General features: G+C 70.1%; 15 protein-coding genes. 3 read left to right on the top strand and 12 right to left on the bottom strand.

All coding sequences use genetic code 11. The features are described 5' to 3' along the window. The first annotated feature begins 25 nt into the window (after positions 1-25). From ACFYO2_RS05550 to ACFYO2_RS05540, 3 genes are all read left to right on the top strand, one after another. Positions 26-1,204, top strand: a complete 1,179-nt coding sequence (locus ACFYO2_RS05550) for an acyl-CoA dehydrogenase family protein (protein ID WP_388344454.1) — start codon at positions 26-28, stop codon at positions 1,202-1,204. An 862-nt stretch (positions 1,205-2,066) separates the two neighbouring features. Beyond that, the gene (locus ACFYO2_RS05545; RefSeq protein WP_388344451.1) at positions 2,067-2,240 is read left to right on the top strand and encodes a hypothetical protein; all 174 of its coding nucleotides are present in this window, start codon (positions 2,067-2,069) and stop codon (positions 2,238-2,240) included. A gap of 127 nt (positions 2,241-2,367) precedes the next feature. Further along, positions 2,368-2,502, top strand: coding sequence for a hypothetical protein (locus tag ACFYO2_RS05540; protein ID WP_388344448.1), 135 nt, complete (start codon positions 2,368-2,370; stop codon positions 2,500-2,502). Positions 2,503-2,826: 324 nt separating this feature from the next. Here the strand turns inward: ACFYO2_RS05540 and ACFYO2_RS05535 are convergent, their stop codons facing one another. The 12 genes from ACFYO2_RS05535 to ACFYO2_RS05480 all read right to left on the bottom strand — a co-directional run bounded on the left by ACFYO2_RS05535 (position 2,827) and on the right by ACFYO2_RS05480 (position 14,280). Continuing rightward, on the bottom strand, positions 2,827-3,915 hold the full coding sequence (locus ACFYO2_RS05535; protein WP_388344445.1) for an S-(hydroxymethyl)mycothiol dehydrogenase: 1,089 nt from the start codon (positions 3,913-3,915) through the stop codon (positions 2,827-2,829). 4 nt (positions 3,916-3,919) lie between these two features. Continuing rightward, positions 3,920-4,813: a 3-hydroxybutyryl-CoA dehydrogenase gene (locus tag ACFYO2_RS05530; protein WP_388344443.1), complete on the bottom strand. Its 894-nt coding sequence runs from the start codon at positions 4,811-4,813 to the stop codon at positions 3,920-3,922. Next, on the bottom strand, positions 4,810-6,000 hold the full coding sequence (locus tag ACFYO2_RS05525) for an acyl-CoA dehydrogenase family protein (RefSeq protein ID WP_388344440.1): 1,191 nt from the start codon (positions 5,998-6,000) through the stop codon (positions 4,810-4,812). Before ACFYO2_RS05525 ends, ACFYO2_RS05530 begins: the two co-directional genes overlap by 4 nt. A gap of 99 nt (positions 6,001-6,099) precedes the next feature. Next, entirely contained in the window at positions 6,100-7,218 is a 1,119-nt protein-coding gene (locus ACFYO2_RS05520; RefSeq protein WP_388344437.1) for an alcohol dehydrogenase catalytic domain-containing protein, read from the bottom strand. 73 nt (positions 7,219-7,291) lie between these two features. After that, positions 7,292-8,743 (bottom strand): class I adenylate-forming enzyme family protein, encoded by a 1,452-nt coding sequence (locus ACFYO2_RS05515; RefSeq protein WP_388344435.1) that lies wholly within the window; start codon positions 8,741-8,743, stop codon positions 7,292-7,294. After that, a complete protein-coding gene (locus tag ACFYO2_RS05510) occupies positions 8,740-9,981 on the bottom strand; it encodes an NAD(P)/FAD-dependent oxidoreductase (RefSeq protein ID WP_388344432.1) in 1,242 nt (413 codons plus the stop codon). Before ACFYO2_RS05510 ends, ACFYO2_RS05515 begins: the two co-directional genes overlap by 4 nt. Beyond that, positions 9,978-10,301, bottom strand: a complete 324-nt coding sequence (locus ACFYO2_RS05505; protein WP_388344430.1) for a 2Fe-2S iron-sulfur cluster-binding protein — start codon at positions 10,299-10,301, stop codon at positions 9,978-9,980. The genes ACFYO2_RS05510 and ACFYO2_RS05505 overlap by 4 nt, the downstream gene beginning before the upstream one ends. A gap of 100 nt (positions 10,302-10,401) precedes the next feature. Further along, positions 10,402-11,628: a cytochrome P450 gene (locus tag ACFYO2_RS05500; protein WP_388344427.1), complete on the bottom strand. Its 1,227-nt coding sequence runs from the start codon at positions 11,626-11,628 to the stop codon at positions 10,402-10,404. Further along, complete coding sequence (locus tag ACFYO2_RS05495; protein WP_388344425.1) at positions 11,625-12,155, bottom strand: cupin domain-containing protein; 531 nt, start codon at positions 12,153-12,155, stop codon at positions 11,625-11,627. Before ACFYO2_RS05495 ends, ACFYO2_RS05500 begins: the two co-directional genes overlap by 4 nt. Positions 12,156-12,278: 123 nt before the next feature. Further along, positions 12,279-12,821 carry a MarR family winged helix-turn-helix transcriptional regulator gene (locus ACFYO2_RS05490; RefSeq protein WP_286068058.1) on the bottom strand — a complete coding sequence of 181 codons (543 nt, stop codon included), beginning with the start codon at positions 12,819-12,821 and terminating at the stop codon, positions 12,279-12,281. A 23-nt stretch (positions 12,822-12,844) separates the two neighbouring features. Continuing rightward, positions 12,845-13,693, bottom strand: a complete 849-nt coding sequence (locus tag ACFYO2_RS05485) for a fumarylacetoacetate hydrolase family protein (RefSeq protein WP_388344421.1) — start codon at positions 13,691-13,693, stop codon at positions 12,845-12,847. Further along, positions 13,690-14,280 (bottom strand): carboxymuconolactone decarboxylase family protein, encoded by a 591-nt coding sequence (locus ACFYO2_RS05480; protein ID WP_388344418.1) that lies wholly within the window; start codon positions 14,278-14,280, stop codon positions 13,690-13,692. Before ACFYO2_RS05480 ends, ACFYO2_RS05485 begins: the two co-directional genes overlap by 4 nt.

Here is a 14,280-nt window from a genome sequence, read left to right as displayed (position 1 = left end):
ACCGGCCCGGGAGCCTGGAGGCGCCGTGCATCTCGACCACACGCCCGAGCAGCAGCGGCTGCGCACCGAACTGCGCGCCTATTTCGCTGAGTTGGTGCCGGAAAACGCGCACGCGCGCTTCACCGACCGGGCCGCCCAGAAGCGCTTCTACCGCGACACCATCCGCCGCCTCGGCGCGGACGGCCGGCTCGGCGTCGGCTGGCCGAAGGAGTACGGCGGCCAGGGCCTGACCGCGATGGAGCAGTTCATCTTCTTCGACGAGGCCGCCCAGGCCGGCGTCCCGCTACCGCTCATGGCCCTGAACACCGTGGGCCCGACGATCATGCGGTACGGCACGGAGGAACAGAAGGCGTACTTCCTCCCGAAGATCCTCTCCGGTGAGATCGACTTCGCGATCGGCTACAGCGAGCCGGACGCGGGCACCGACCTGGCATCCCTCAAGACCCGTGCCGTGCGGGACGGCGACGAATACGTCGTCAACGGCCACAAGATCTGGACCACCAACGGCGACACCGCGGACTGGGTCTGGCTCGCGGTCCGCACCGACCCCGACGCCCCGCCGCACAAGGGCATCACCATGCTCCTCATGCCGACCACCGACCCCGGCTACTCCTGCACCCTCATCCACACCCTCGCCTCGCACGACACGACGGCCAGCTACTACGAGAACGTCCGCGTCCCCGTCTCCCACCGGGTCGGCGAGGAGAACCAGGGCTGGCGGCTGATCACCAACCAGCTCAACCACGAACGCGTCACCCTCGCCGCGCACGGCACCATGGCCATCCGCGCCCTGCACGATGTGCAGCGCTGGGCCATGGAGACCAAGCTCGCCGACGGCCGCCGCGTCGTCGACCTGCCCTGGGTACGCCGCCTCCTCGCCCGCACCCACACCCGGCTCGACGCCCTCAAGCTCCTCAACTGGCGCATGGTGGGTGCCGTCGAGGACGGCACCCTCACCCCGCAAGACGCCTCCGCGGTCAAGGTGTACGGCTCCGAGGCCCGCCGGGACGCGTACGCCTGGCTGATGGAGATCGTCGGCGCCGCGGGCGCGCTGAAGGAGGGCTCGGCGGGCGCGGTGCTCCACGGCGAGCTGGAGCGCGGCTACCGCTCGGCGGTCATCTTCACCTTCGGCGGCGGCAACAACGAGATCCAGCGGGAGATCATCTCGTGGATCGGCCTGGGGATGCCGAGGGTACGGCGTTAGCCAGATGTGACGAAGCTTTTTAGTTGGCACAAAAGCGGGATAGTTGGCACTGAGCTCAGCGTTCGGCGGTGGCCGTGCAGATCCCTCAGTGATGCTGCTGACTGAGCTTTGAACTGCTGTTGTGTCGGGGCGGGGCTGCAGTGATTGAGGCACGGATGGCCGTTTCCTCCGGGGCTGCGACGGCTATGTCGAGCGGAAGCTCCGTGCCTTGGTCGCAGGTTTTCATCACATACGTCGCGTAGGGGTTCAGACGTCGGCAGCGGCGGAACGGGCGGTTATGGCGGAGGTGAGCTTCGTGTTGCGCGCTTGTACGGGAGGTGAGGGTTCGGGTTCAGGGGAGTGGCGTCGGACCATGGAACACCTGAGACGTCGATGTGGCTGGAGTGGCGGCGATCACGCCTCGCCTACGTCGCCGTCACTCGCGCCCGGCGCCAGCTGGACCTTGGAGGGCTCGCATGGATCGAGAACCACCCAGCTGCTGTCGACGGCGCGTGATGAGCCGAAGCACTGGGTTGGCTGGCCCGTATTTCGGCTTCAGGGCCCTATGCCGTGGTGTTGCCACGAGCGAACAGGCGTCCAATCTGTGTCAGAACCCGGCGTACAGCCCGACTCGTCTGCCGCTCGACATTTTAGCAGGTGAGAGCCCATGTCTTGTGATTAAACAAACCCGTCGGGTTGAATCCGGGTCGAATTTGCCCTCGCGTATTGTCCGCCGCGTCCCAGCCGTCGAGGGGCAGGCGGGTCATATCGGGTGCCCTGGGATGTAAGGGTGATCGGAAGGCGGCGGACGGCAGGACGGAAAGCCTCGAGCGCACTCGCAAGTATCGTCCGGCGTGTCCCTTGTGGAGCGGGCTGATGCCACGTGGCAGGGTCGGCTTGGATCCGGCGCTGCTCAATGGACTACGAGGTCCAGCACATCCTCGGCCACGAGAGCTTCCAGACCACCCAGCGCTACGCCCACCTGCAACCGGACGCCCACAAGGCCGTCCTCGGAGCTTGGGAACGTCTGGAAGCACCGCTCACCATTGCTGCGTGACCCATCCTCTGCCTTGTTCACCAAGACAGGGCAGAGTCGTTGCATGCGTGGGGTCCGTTCCAGCGGTGGGAGACAGCGTGATGCCGGACGGAGACGTGGTCGAGTGCTGGCCTCCAGCGCCAGATCGGTGACCGCCGTATTGGCCCTGGACCACACATCAGGCCATCAGTCGATGATGGTCGCGGCGGGCCGCAACGAGGTCCTCGTAACGGGTCTCCTGCTCGTGCACGCGCCCTACCTGGCCAACTCGGGTATCGCCTAGGTGGGGGAATCCGACACTCCCCCTGGCCCGCCAGACACGCGTCGACTGGCTGGAACGATCCCGCCGCCGCGGCGCCCTGCTGGCGCCGCCGGAGCTGCACAGCCCGTTCACCCGGCCCTGAGACGCGCTGGTACTCGCCGATGTTCACCGACCCGGCGTGCGGCCCGTGCCCCTCGACATGGCGCCCAGCTCTCGGAGGAGACAAGCGCGGGCGCCTGCGCGCAAGCCGCGTAGGAGTGCCGAGGGGTGTCTGAGCCCTCGGGTGCTGGGATGGCGCTCCCGCGCTGGGGTCGTCCTGGGGTGGCCCCCGGCAGAGCCCCATCGTCACAGCACCACCACCGAGCGCAGCACGTCGCCGTGGTGCATCCGCTGGAACGCAGCCTCCACTTCGTCCAGTTGGATGGTCTCGGTGACGAACTTCTCCAGCGGTAGGCGGCCTTGCAGGTGCAGGTCGATGAGCAGGGGGAAGTCGCGGGAGGGCAGGCAGTCGCCGTACCAGGAGGATTTGAGCGCTCCGCCGCGACCGAAGATGTCCAGCAGCGGTAGTTCGAGCTTCATCTCGGGCGTGGGGACGCCGACGAGGACGACGGTGCCGGCGAGGTCGCGTGCGTAGAACGCCTGCTTGTACGTCTCCGGGCGGCCCACGGCCTCGATGACCACGTCGGCGCCGAAGCCGCCCGTCAGCTCACGGGTCGCCTCGACGGGGTCGATCTCCTTGGCGTTGACGGTATGGGTGGCGCCCATGGTGCGGGCCGTCTCCAGTTTCCGCTCGTCGATGTCGATCGCGATGATCTTCGCCGCACCCGCCAGGTGTGAGCCGACGATCGCCGCGGCGCCGACACCCCCGCAGCCGATGACGGCGACGCTGTCACCGCGGCCGACGCCGCCGGTGTTGATGGCGGCACCTATGCCGGCCATCACGCCGCAGCCGAGGAGCCCGGCCACCTGCGGGGCGACCGCCGGGTCGACCTTGGTGCACTGCCCGGCGGCGACCAGGGTCTTCTCGGCGAAGGCACCGATACCGAGGGCCGGAGACAGCTCCCGGCCGCTGCCCGCGAGGGTCATCCTCTGCTCGGCGTTGCGGGTGTCGAAGCAGAACCACGGGCGCCCCCGCAGACAGGCGCGGCACTGCCCGCACACGGCACGCCAGTTGAGGATCACGAAGTCCCCGGGCGCCACATCGGTGAGGCCCTCGCCGACCGACTCCACGACGCCCGCCGCCTCATGGCCGAGCAGGAAGGGGAACTCGTCGCTGATCCCGCCCTGTTTGTAGTGCAGGTCGGTATGACACACCCCGCACGCCTGGATGCGTACGACCGCCTCCCCGGGCCCTGGGTCGGGCACGACGATCGTCTCCACCCGCACCGGCTCGCCCTTGCCCGGTGCGATCACGCCGAGTACTTCCTGCGCCATGGGGTCAGTCGCCCTTCTTCGATTCCGAGTAGTCGTGGAAGCCGCGCCCGGACTTTCGTCCGAGCAACCCGGCCTCCACCATGCGCAGCAGCAGCGGAGGCGCGGCGTGCAGCGGTTCCTTGAAGTCGGCGTACATCGCGTCGGCGATCGCCCCGAGGGTGTCCAGGCCGATCAGGTCGGCCAGGCTCAGCGGGCCCAGGGGGTGGGCGCAGCCGAGGACCATGCCGGTGTCGATGTCCTCCGCGGAGGCGAAGCCGGACTCCAGCATGCGGATCGCGGAGAGCAGGTACGGCACCAGGAGGGCGTTCACCACGAACCCGGCCCGGTCCTGGGAGCGGATCACCTGCTTGCCGAGCACGTCGGTGACGAACTCCTCCGCGCGATGTCGGGTGTGAGTGCTCGTCAGCAGGGACGGCACGATCTCCACCAGGCCGAGTACCGGGACCGGGTTGAAGAAGTGCACCCCGATCACCTGGTGTGGTCGTGTGGTGGCCATGCCCAGTTTCATGATGGGGAGGGACGAGGTGTTCGACGCGAGCAGCGCGTCCTCGCGGGTGACGACCCGGTCGAGCTCGGCGAACAGTTCGACCTTGGTCTTCTCATCCTCTGTCGCCGCCTCCACCAGCAGGTCCCGGTCGGCCAACTCGGTGAGGTCGGGGGTGACCCGGACCCGGGCGAGTGCGGCGTCGCGTTCCTCGCCGGTGAGCTTGCCGCGCCGTACGCCCCGGTCGAGCGAGGCGGTGATCCGGACCCGCCCGGCATCGGCCGCCCCCGGACTCACCTCGTGGACCACCACGTCCAGCCCGGCCCGGGCGCACACTTCGGCGATGCCCGCGCCCATCAGACCGCAGCCGATGACACCGACCCGACGGATGTCGGCGCCCGGCGCACCGCTCACCGGAAGGCCGCCTGCCCCGTCAGCGCCTGGCCGATCATGAGGGTGTGCATCTCGACGGTGCCCTCGTAGGTGAGGATCGACTCCAGGTTGTTGGCGTGCCGGATCACCGGGTACTCCAGTGAAATGCCGTTGGCGCCCAGGACGGTGCGGGCCGTGCGGCAGATCTCCAGTGCGGCACGGGTGTTGTTGAGCTTGCCGTAGCTGACCTGTTCGGGGCGCAGGCCCCGGTCGTCCTTGACGCGGCCCAGGTGGAAGGCCAGCAGCGTGCCCTTGGCCAACTCAAGCGCCATGTCGGTCAGTTTGGCCTGGGTCAACTGGAAGGAGCTGATCGGGCGGCCGAACTGGACCCGGTCGCCCGCGTAGGCCAGCGCCGCCCGGAAGGAGGACCGTGCGGCGCCCATCGCGCCCCACGCGATCCCGTACCGCGCCTCGTTGAGGCATGACAGCGGCCCGCGCAGTCCGCGTACCTCAGGCAGCACGGCGGATCCGGGCAGTCGTATCGAGTCGAGCACGAGCTCGCTGGTCACCGAGGCCCTCAGTGACATCTTGTGCTTGATGGCGGGTGCCGAGAAACCGGGGGTGTCGGTGGGGACGACGAAGCCGCGTACGCCGTCCTCGGTGCGGGCCCAGACGACGGCCACGTCGGCGACCGAGCCGTTGGTGATCCACATCTTGCGCCCGTCGAGGAGCCAGTCGTCGCCGTCTCGGCGGGCGGTGGTGCGCATGCTGCCGGGATCGGAGCCGGAGTCGGGCTCGGTGAGGCCGAAGCAGCCGATGGCGGTACCTGCCGCGAGGCGCGGCAGCCACTCCTCCTTCTGCTCCTCGGAGCCGAAGGCATGGATCGCGAACATGGCCAGCGAGCCCTGGACCGACACCAGGGAACGCAGCCCGGAGTCGGTCGCCTCGAGTTCCAGACAGGCGAGGCCGTAGTCGACGGCGCTCATCCCCGCGCAGCCGTAGCCCTCCAAGTGCATGCCCAGCAGGCCGAGTTCGCCGAGTTCCTTGGTGAGGCCGCGGATGTCCTCGATCTCGCCCTGTTCGAACCACTCGGCGATGTGCGGTTCGACGCGCCGGTCGCAGAAGGTGCGCACGGCGTCGCGTACGGCACGCTCGTCCGGCGTCAGCAGGCTGTCGAGTTCCAGTAGGTCGAGGGGGTCGGCCGGGCGCGGGGAGTGTGGGGTGTGCATCAGGTCTCCAGGGATCGGGAGGGGGAGAGGAGGAGGCCGCCGGTCAGGGGAGGACCGACGGCCCCCGGCCGGAAGGCGGCCGTCAGATCGTCACGTCGCTCACGCGGTGAGGGTCGGGCTGATGATGAAGTTGCTGAAGCCGCCGTTGCGTCGGGCGATTCCGCCGATGGCGTCGTTGACCTGCTCCAGCGGGAACACCTGGTGTTCCAGCGGGCCGAGATCCAGCAGGCCCCCCTCGACCATGTCGGCCATGGCCTGGCCCTCGCCGGAGGTGAACCACGCCGAGCCGATCAGCCGCAGCTGCTGGTCCATCATCCGGTGGATGTCGATGGGCAGGTCACCGGCGACGGCGCCGATGTTCACCGCGATGCCGCCGCGCGCCATGGCGCGCATGCCGGCCCGGAAGGTCTCGTGCGGGGCGCCGGGGCCGAGCGCGTCGATGTAGATGTCGACGCCGTAGCCGTCGGTCTGCTCGTGGATCCACTCGTCGACCGGGCCGTCGTCGAGGGAGTGCAGGTTCAGCCGGCCGTTCGCCAGTTTGGCGACCTGGTCGAGCAGTTCCTTGTCGCGGCCGGTGCCGTATACGTGGGTCAGGCCCAGGGCGGGGGCGAGGAGCGCGGCGCCGATGCCCAGGGTGCCGCTGATGCCGTTGATCAGAATCGTCTTGCCCGGGCCTGCCCCGGCCTTGCGGAGAGCGGAGTACATGGTGCCGAGGTAGCCGAAGCGGGCGGCTGCGTTGAACGACAGTGCGTCCGGCAGCTTCACCAGGCTGTAGGCGGGCGCCACCATGTACTCGGCGAGGCCGCCCTGGTAGCGGTCGAGCAGGTCGAGCGCGGTCGGTGAGAAGCCGAAATATCCGGCGAAGGCGTAGCTGGCGCAGTTGATCGAGTCGTCGTTGCGACAGGACCGGCACGACCCGCAGGAACGGCCCGGGTTGACGTACACCCGGTCGCCCGGCTTGAACGCCTGGACGCCCTCACCGACGGCCTCAACCACGCCCGCCGGGTCCAGTCCGAAGATCGCCGGCAGGGTCGGCAGCGGGCTGTGCGGGAACCAGGTCGTCCACATGTTCAGGATGTTGGCCAGGTTCGGAACGATGTTGACGGCGTGGACGGCCACGCGGACGTCACCGGGGCCGGGCTCGGGAACGGGGAGTTCCTCGATCCTCATCGGCTCGCCGACGGCGTGCATCCGCGCGGCTCGCATGGTCGCACTCATGGCGTCTCCTCGGGTATGGCTGGGGGAGACGGCGCCCACTGCGGCGCGGTCTCTGGGAGGTGTGGAGGGTGGGTCAGTTGTCCAGCAGCGTCGTCAGCCGCGCGCGCTGCAGCTTTCCGGTGGCCCCGCGGGGCAGTGCGGGGACGACGCACAGGCGCCGGGGCCACTTGTGCCGGGCGAGCCGGCCGTCGAGATGTCCGCGGACGTCGTCCAGGGTCGGAGTACCGGAGTCGGTGACGAGGAAGGCGGTCACGACCTCGCCCCAGACCGGGTCCGGCGCCCCGGACACGGCTACCTCGACGACATCGGGGAAGTCGGCGAGGGCGTTCTCGACCTCGGCGGGATCGACGTTCTCCCCGCCGGTGATGATGGTGTCCTTGAGCCGGCCGACGACCGAGAGGCGGCCCTCCGCGTCGAACCGTCCGCGGTCCCCGGTGTGGAACCAGCCCTCCCGGTCGGTCACGGGCACCGTTCCGGCGGCGGTCCAGTACGCGTCCGCCACCGACGGCCCGCGCACCCAGATCTCACCGGAGGAACCGGCCAGGGCGGTCGACCCGGTCGCGTCCACGACCTGCAACTCGACCTGGGGAACCGGCGATCCGGTGGAGTCAGCCGTCTCGTCGGGCGCGGAGTACGTCACCCCGGCCGCGGTCTCCGTCAGCCCGTAGGAGTTGACCACACCGATCCCGCGCGCCCGGAACTGCTCGCGGGTGGCGGTCTGGGCCGGTGACCCGCCGGACAGGATCCACCGCAGGCTGTCCAGGTCGCCGCTGCCGAAGCGGGGGTGGCGGGCCAGCAGGGCGGACATGGCCGGTACGGCGAAGGCACAGGTGACCTTGTGGTCGAGGACCAGGTCGATGAACAGGTCCGGGTCGAAGCGCGGGGCCAGGATCACCGTCCCGCGCCGCGCCCAGGTGTACTGCGGAAGCCCGCCGAGCACGGCGACGTGGGCCAGCGGCGTGGAGACGAGGGCGGTGGCGTCCTCGCCGACGGGCAGCCGCGACAGGCCGCCCGCCATGCTCCAGTACAGGTTGTCGTGGGTCAGCGCGACTCCCTTGGGGCGTCCGGAGGTGCCGGACGTGAACGCGATGATCGCGATGTCCGAGCCGGTCGGGGGCTCTCCGGCGACGGGCGCGGACGGCTCGTCGTCGACGTGCAGGTCGTCCCACGTCAGGCGGATGCCCGTCCCGTCCGGGAATCCCTCGCCGCCCACCACCGCACGCGGCGCGGTTTCCTCGCAGACGACGGTGAGCTCGCCCTCGGTCACCTGCGGGTGCAGCGGCACGAGCACCGCCCCCATCCGCGTCACCGCGAACAGCGTGATCAGGGCTTCGGGCCGGGCCGCGCCCTGCATCACCACCCGATCGCCCTTGCGCACCCCGTACTTGTCGAGGCGGGCCGCGGTCCGCCGTACGGCCAGGTCCAGTTCGGCATAGGTCCAGGTCCGGTCCTCGAAGACGAGGGCGGTCCGGGACCCGGCCTCGACCGCGGTGGTGAGGAGGTGGGCGCCGAAGGTGCTCGTCATGCCCTCACCTCCGCCGCGCGTCTGGCCCGGGCGAGAGCGCCGAGAGTCGTCCCCGCCAGGTCGCCGGCCAAGACCGGCGTCCGACGCTCCAGCAACCGGCGTGCCGCCAGATGTTCGGCGGGCCAGTTCAAGGTCTCCACGGCCACCAGCAGACCGTCGCGGAAGGCGTACCCGGCCAGCCGCTCCGGGGAGTCGCCGGGCACGAGGCGCACCTCGTCGGCAGGGGAACGCAGCCCGGCGATCTGCAATTTGAGGTCGCCCTGGTCGCTCCAGAACCACGGCAGACTCTCGTACGAGGAGGGCGAGCCGGCGATGCGTCGGCCGACCAGCGTCCCCTGGTCGATGGCGTTCTGCACCGACTCCAGCCGGACCGGCCCCTCCGCATGCGGATGCGGATGGCGAGCGCAGTCACCGACGGCGGAGATCCGGGGATCGGTGACCGAGCGCAGCTGCTCGTCCACGACCACGCCGTCGTCCACGGCCAGTCCGGCCTCCCGTGCCAGGTCGTCGCGAGGAATGGCGCCGATGCCGTAGACGACGAGGTCGGCGGGCAGGATCTCGCGGTCCGTGACGACCCGATCCACCCGGCCCGGCCCCTCCAGGGCCCGTACGCCCGTCCCGGTCAGGACCCGGACACCGGCATGCTCGTGCCGTTCCCGCAGAGGGAGCTCCAGCTCCCGTGACACGGCCCGGCTCAGCAGCCGGTCGGCCAGCTCCACCACGGTCACCCGTGCGCCGCGTGCCAGCGCGACCCGGGCCAGCTCGAGGCCGATGAACCCGCCGCCCACGACGACCACGTCACGGGCCGTCGTCAGTGCCCGGCCGATGGTCAGGGCGTCGTCGAGCGAGCGCAGGGCGTGGACGCCGTTCAGCTCGGCGCCGGGGACGGGCAGCGGACGGTTGCGGGCGCCGGTCGCCAGCACGAGATGGGCGTAGGGAACGCGGGCCCCGGTGCGGGAGACGACCGTGGCGGCGGCGGTGTCGAGGGCGACCACGTCGTCCCCGAGCCGCAAGTCGATGTTCCGCTCGCGGTAGAAGGACTCCGGCACCAGCTCGACGCGCAGGCCGTCCGGCTCGGTGTGGGCGGCTTTCGACAACGGCGGCCGCTGGTAAGGCAGATGGGGCTCGGCGGCGAATACGGTGACCGGAGCGTCGTAGCCGGATGCGCGCAGTGTCGACACGACGCTGAATGCGGCCTGTCCGCCGCCGACGACGACCACGCCCGCCGCGCTCGTCATACCTGCTCCTCGGGTACGTGGACGACCAGGCCGTCGAGGGCGTCGGAGAGGTTGATCTGGCAGCTGAGCCGGCTGGTGGGCCGCCGTTCGGCGGCGGTGAAGTCCAGCATCTCGTCCTCGACGTCGTTCGGCGGGCCTACCAGCTCGGCCTGTGCCGAGTCGACGTAGACGTGGCAGGTGGCACAGGAGGCGTTGCCGCCGCACTCGGCGACGATGCCTTCGACGCCGCCTGAGACGGCCGCCTGCATGAGCACGGTCCCCGACGCGGCAATGACTTTGCGTTCGGTCCCGTCGGGCAGCTGGAAGATGACGGTGGGCATGAAGTCCTCCCGATGGGGACGGCTCAGGCGGCTCTACCTTCTTGATCGGTCGATCGAGCCATTCGTGCAGTTGGGTCGCCCAGGGTGCTGGGTGTGGCTGTCAGGCGGTTGCTTGCCAGGTGACGTCGAGCGAGGTGAGCCCGCGGAAGACCCAGCCGTCCAGGCTGCCCGCGGCGGAGCCGCTGTCGGATGCTGTCGCGCCGTCGTCGAGGCGGAGTCCCTTCAGACGGCTGAAGACGAGGGGCCAGGCGATGGCGCTGACCTCGTGGCGCGCGACCCATGCGCCCATGCAGAAGTGCGGTCCGCCGCCGAAGGCGAGGTGGGGGCGGTGCGGGCGGTCGAGGTCGAACTCGTCGGCCCGTTCGAAGACCGACTCGTCGCGGTTGCCCGAGGCGATGACGAGGGCGACGCGGCTGCCCGCGGGCAGGGTGACGCCGGCGATCTCGTGGTCCTGGGTGAGCTGGCGTGGATACATGCCGATCGGCGAGATCCAGCGGGCGGTCTCCTCGAAGACCCGCTTCCAGGCCGATGGGTCCTTGAGTGCCCGGTCCAGAGCGTCGGGCCGTTGAAGCAGCGCCCAGGCGCCCACGCCGAACACGTCGCGCGGCTCGTTGACGCCTCCGCCGATGATGACCTTGACGTTGTTCTGGATCTCGGCGAGTTCCACCGGGTCGGCCGCGTGGACCATGGAGGAGATCACCGAGCCGTCGGGCTCGCGGCGTGTGACGTCCGCCATCTCGGCCACCGCTTCCTCGATGGCCCGGGTCGCGCGCTCGGCGCGGAGCCAGATGTCGGGGTCGTCGGCGTAGTTGCTGTTGCCGTCCATCATCGCCCGCGACCAGTCGGCGATGTCGTCGGCGCTCGCGTTGCGCAGGCCCAGTACCAGGGCCAGGTTGGCGGCGACGAGCGGCTCGGCGAAGTCGCCTATGAGATCGCCCTCGCCGCGGCCGGCGATCCGGTCGAGCAGCTCGTGCGCGGTGCGCTCGAACTCACCGGCCCACAGGTCGCGGACCTGGCGGGGGCGGGTGGGCGGCTCGGCCGCGGCTCGCAGACGCCGGTGTTCCGGGTCGTCCTCGCGGAGCATGTTCGGGCCGACCGTGCGCAGCAGCAGCGAGCCCTCCTCGCGGGAGCTGAAGACCTCGGGCAGCTTCTCGGCGTGGACGATGTCGTCGTACCGGGTGAGCAGGTGCCGCCCCACGGAGGGGACCCAGGCGAGCGGGGCGGTGCGGCGCAGCTCTGCGTAGGCGGGGTAGGGGTCGCGGCGCAGCTCGGCGAGATCGAGCTCGACGACGGGCGCGCCGGGCGCCGCCGTCGTCAGGGCGCTCATGAGGTGCCTCCCGCGCCCATCAGGACGAAGAACACCGTGGCGGGCTCCGCGCCGAGGTTGCGCCAGGCGTGCCGGGTGGCGTTCTGCACGATGAGGTCACCGGGCTTCAGCACCGCGGTCTCGCCGCCGTCGAGGTCGAGGACGATCTCGCCGCTCAGGACGACGCCGTAGTCGACGGTGGGCGTGGTGTGCATGCCGGGGTTGTCGGGCTCGAAGAGCTCGGCGAGGCCGGGGCTGGCCTCCAGCTGCTCGGCGGCCGCGGCCGCGGGGTCCCAGCTCGGGTCGGCGTAGACACTGGCCGGCGGGAAGGTGACGGTCAGCGCGACGGTCTCGCCCGGAGCGGGCACGAAGGACTTCAGGGACGCCGTCGGGTCGGCCGACGGGACGGCGGGTGCGGCCGTGTTCCACACGAGGGACCGGGCGAAGCCGGCGGTGTGGGTGAACTGAAGGGTGCGCGGCGGCTCGCCGTCACTGACGATCACGGGCTTGCCGCTCGGGCTGACACCGGTGACGACTCGACGGACCATGATTCTCTCCCTTGAGAAACCAACCTACTGTCAGATGCTTGACGGTAAGGGTTCTGATTAATTCCGAGGGTCGGGCTACGACGGCTCCGAGCACGAGTCGGTGGGCCGGTTTCCCGGGCCCTGTCACTCCGCGGGCGGGGTCTCCTGGTTGACCAGCGTACGCAGCAGGTGGACCAGTTCACTGAGCTGATCGTCGCGGAGTACGGCGGTCCACGCCCGCTCGCGCTTGGTCTGCGCCTGGATCGCGAGCCGCAGTGTCTCCTGGCCCTCCGGGGTGAGCTCGACGAACAGCTGACGGCGGTCGGTCTCGACGCGTTCACGTGTGACCAGGCCACGGCTCTCCAGGGTCGCCAGCGCGCTCGAGATGCTGGCGCGGGTGGACCCCGAGACCCGGCCGATGTCCTGTTGGCCGAGCGGGCCGTAGATCCACAGGGCGTTCAGGATCCGGAAGCCCGCCCAGGTCAGGCCGAGCGGCCGGTGGACGTGCTTCTCGAAGTCCTTGGTCAGCCGGGCCTCGAGACGGGTGAGGTCGGTGACCATCTCGATCGCGTCGAGGTCCCGCGGATCAGTGGTGCCCAGCTCACGATGGTGGTGGCGCAGGAGCTCGGAGAACTCCCGGGTTCGGCTGGTACCCGTGGTGCCCGGCTCGCGCACGGTGTCCGTCACGATCTCGCGCCTTCCGTTCGATTTCAACCGGCGATGACCGGGTTGACCATAGTGCCGACGCCGGTGACCTCGGTCCGCAGGACCTTGCCCTCGGTGAGGTAGAGGCGGGGTGTACGGCGGACTCCGCAGCCGGCCGGGGTGCCGGTGAAGATCAGGTCGCCCGGCTCGAACGTCACCCGCTTCGACAGCCAGGCGATCAGTTCGGGCACGCTGAAGATGAGGTCGGAGGTGCGGCCGCGCTGCACCTCGAGGTCGTCGACCCAGCCGGCCACCTCGATGTCGTCCGGGTCCTCGAACTCGTCGAGAGTCACCAGGTAGGGGCCGATCGGGCTGAAGGTGTCGTACGACTTCGGCAGCGTGAACTGGTTGATCGGCTTGCGCCACTGCTCCCTGCGGTCGCTGATGTCCTGGCCGGCGGTCACGCCCGCCACGTACGACCAGGCGTCGGCCTGCGAGATGTTCTTGCCGGTGCGGCCCATGACGACCACGAGTTCCGCCTCGTAGTCGACCTTGTCGTACTGCGGCTCCACGACGATCGCGTCGTAGGGGCCGACCACGGACGACGCGAACTTGGCGAACACCGACGGCTCGTCGGGGACCGGGAGATTCGACTCCTCGGCGTGCGCCCGGTAGTTGAGGGCGACCCCGATGGCCTTGTACGGCTTGGCGACCCGGCCCAGTTCGCGCGGGTCGAACTCCCGCCAGTCCGCCTCCGCGGCCCGCTCGGCGAGGGTGCGCAGCTCGTCCTGGAGGGACAGGTCGGCCAGCACCTCCAGGCGCGGCTCGATCGCCCCCTTGCTCGCGTCGGCGATGTCGAGGGCACGGTCGTCGCGTACGACGACGGGGCGGCCGGCGAGGTTGGCGAGCTTCATGCGGGCACTTCCTTCTGAACGGCCTGGTCGGCGGGGTGGGGGAGGGGCAAGGTGAGGTCGCCCTCGACCTGGACGCCGAGCGTGTTGATGACGGTGGCGATGGTCAGGTACTGGCCGACGGTGTAGAGGACGTCGATGACCTGCTCGGTACTCAGGTGGTCCGTCAGCCGGTTCCACAGCTCGTCGTCCACGCCCTGCCGGTCGACGAGCGAGTCGGTGGCGGTGAGCAGCACCCGGTCGAGGTCGTCGAGTCCGTCCCAGGCGCCGGTCGCGGCGGCCAGGATCGTCGCGTCGGACAGGCCGGCCCGGCGGGCGATACGCACGTGCTGGTCCCACTCGTAGGCCGCCTGCGCCCGGGCGGCGATCCGCAGGATCATCAGCTCCCGGGACGGCAGCGGCAGGGTGTTCTTGCCCAGCACGTGGTTGCTGAAGACGAGGTAGCGGCGCAGTGCGTCCTCATGGTGGGCCAGGGTCGCCCAGATCGTGTGGATCCGGCCGTCCTGGTCGCGGTACGGCGCCAGTGACGCCAGTGTCTTCTCCTGCAGGTCGGTCTCGTCGACGGGCTGCAGGCGGGGTTTCTCCGGCAT

The sequence above is a fragment of the Streptomyces sp. NPDC006602 genome (genome assembly GCF_042870385.1).
Taxonomy (GTDB): Bacteria; Actinomycetota; Actinomycetes; order Streptomycetales; family Streptomycetaceae; genus Streptomyces.
Note: the sequence above shows the minus strand (reverse complement) of the source record. Positions and strands in the feature narration are given on the sequence as shown.

Excerpts from the sequence above, each read along its gene's own strand:
- ACFYO2_RS05535 (WP_388344445.1), bottom strand. The coding sequence starts at position 3,915 with ATGGCGCAGGAAGTACTCGGCGTGATCGCACCGGGCAAGGGCGAGCCG.
- ACFYO2_RS05500 (WP_388344427.1), bottom strand. The coding sequence starts at position 11,628 with ATGAGCGCCCTGACGACGGCGGCGCCCGGCGCGCCCGTCGTCGAGCTC.
- ACFYO2_RS05510 (WP_388344432.1), bottom strand. The coding sequence starts at position 9,981 with ATGACGAGCGCGGCGGGCGTGGTCGTCGTCGGCGGCGGACAGGCCGCA.
- ACFYO2_RS05505 (WP_388344430.1), bottom strand. The coding sequence starts at position 10,301 with ATGCCCACCGTCATCTTCCAGCTGCCCGACGGGACCGAACGCAAAGTC.
- ACFYO2_RS05520 (WP_388344437.1), bottom strand. The coding sequence starts at position 7,218 with ATGAGTGCGACCATGCGAGCCGCGCGGATGCACGCCGTCGGCGAGCCG.
- ACFYO2_RS05480 (WP_388344418.1), bottom strand. The coding sequence starts at position 14,280 with ATGCCGGAGAAACCCCGCCTGCAGCCCGTCGACGAGACCGACCTGCAG.
- ACFYO2_RS05525 (WP_388344440.1), bottom strand. The coding sequence starts at position 6,000 with ATGCACACCCCACACTCCCCGCGCCCGGCCGACCCCCTCGACCTACTG.
- ACFYO2_RS05485 (WP_388344421.1), bottom strand. The coding sequence starts at position 13,693 with ATGAAGCTCGCCAACCTCGCCGGCCGCCCCGTCGTCGTACGCGACGAC.
- ACFYO2_RS05515 (WP_388344435.1), bottom strand. The coding sequence starts at position 8,743 with ATGACGAGCACCTTCGGCGCCCACCTCCTCACCACCGCGGTCGAGGCC.
- ACFYO2_RS05495 (WP_388344425.1), bottom strand. The coding sequence starts at position 12,155 with ATGGTCCGTCGAGTCGTCACCGGTGTCAGCCCGAGCGGCAAGCCCGTG.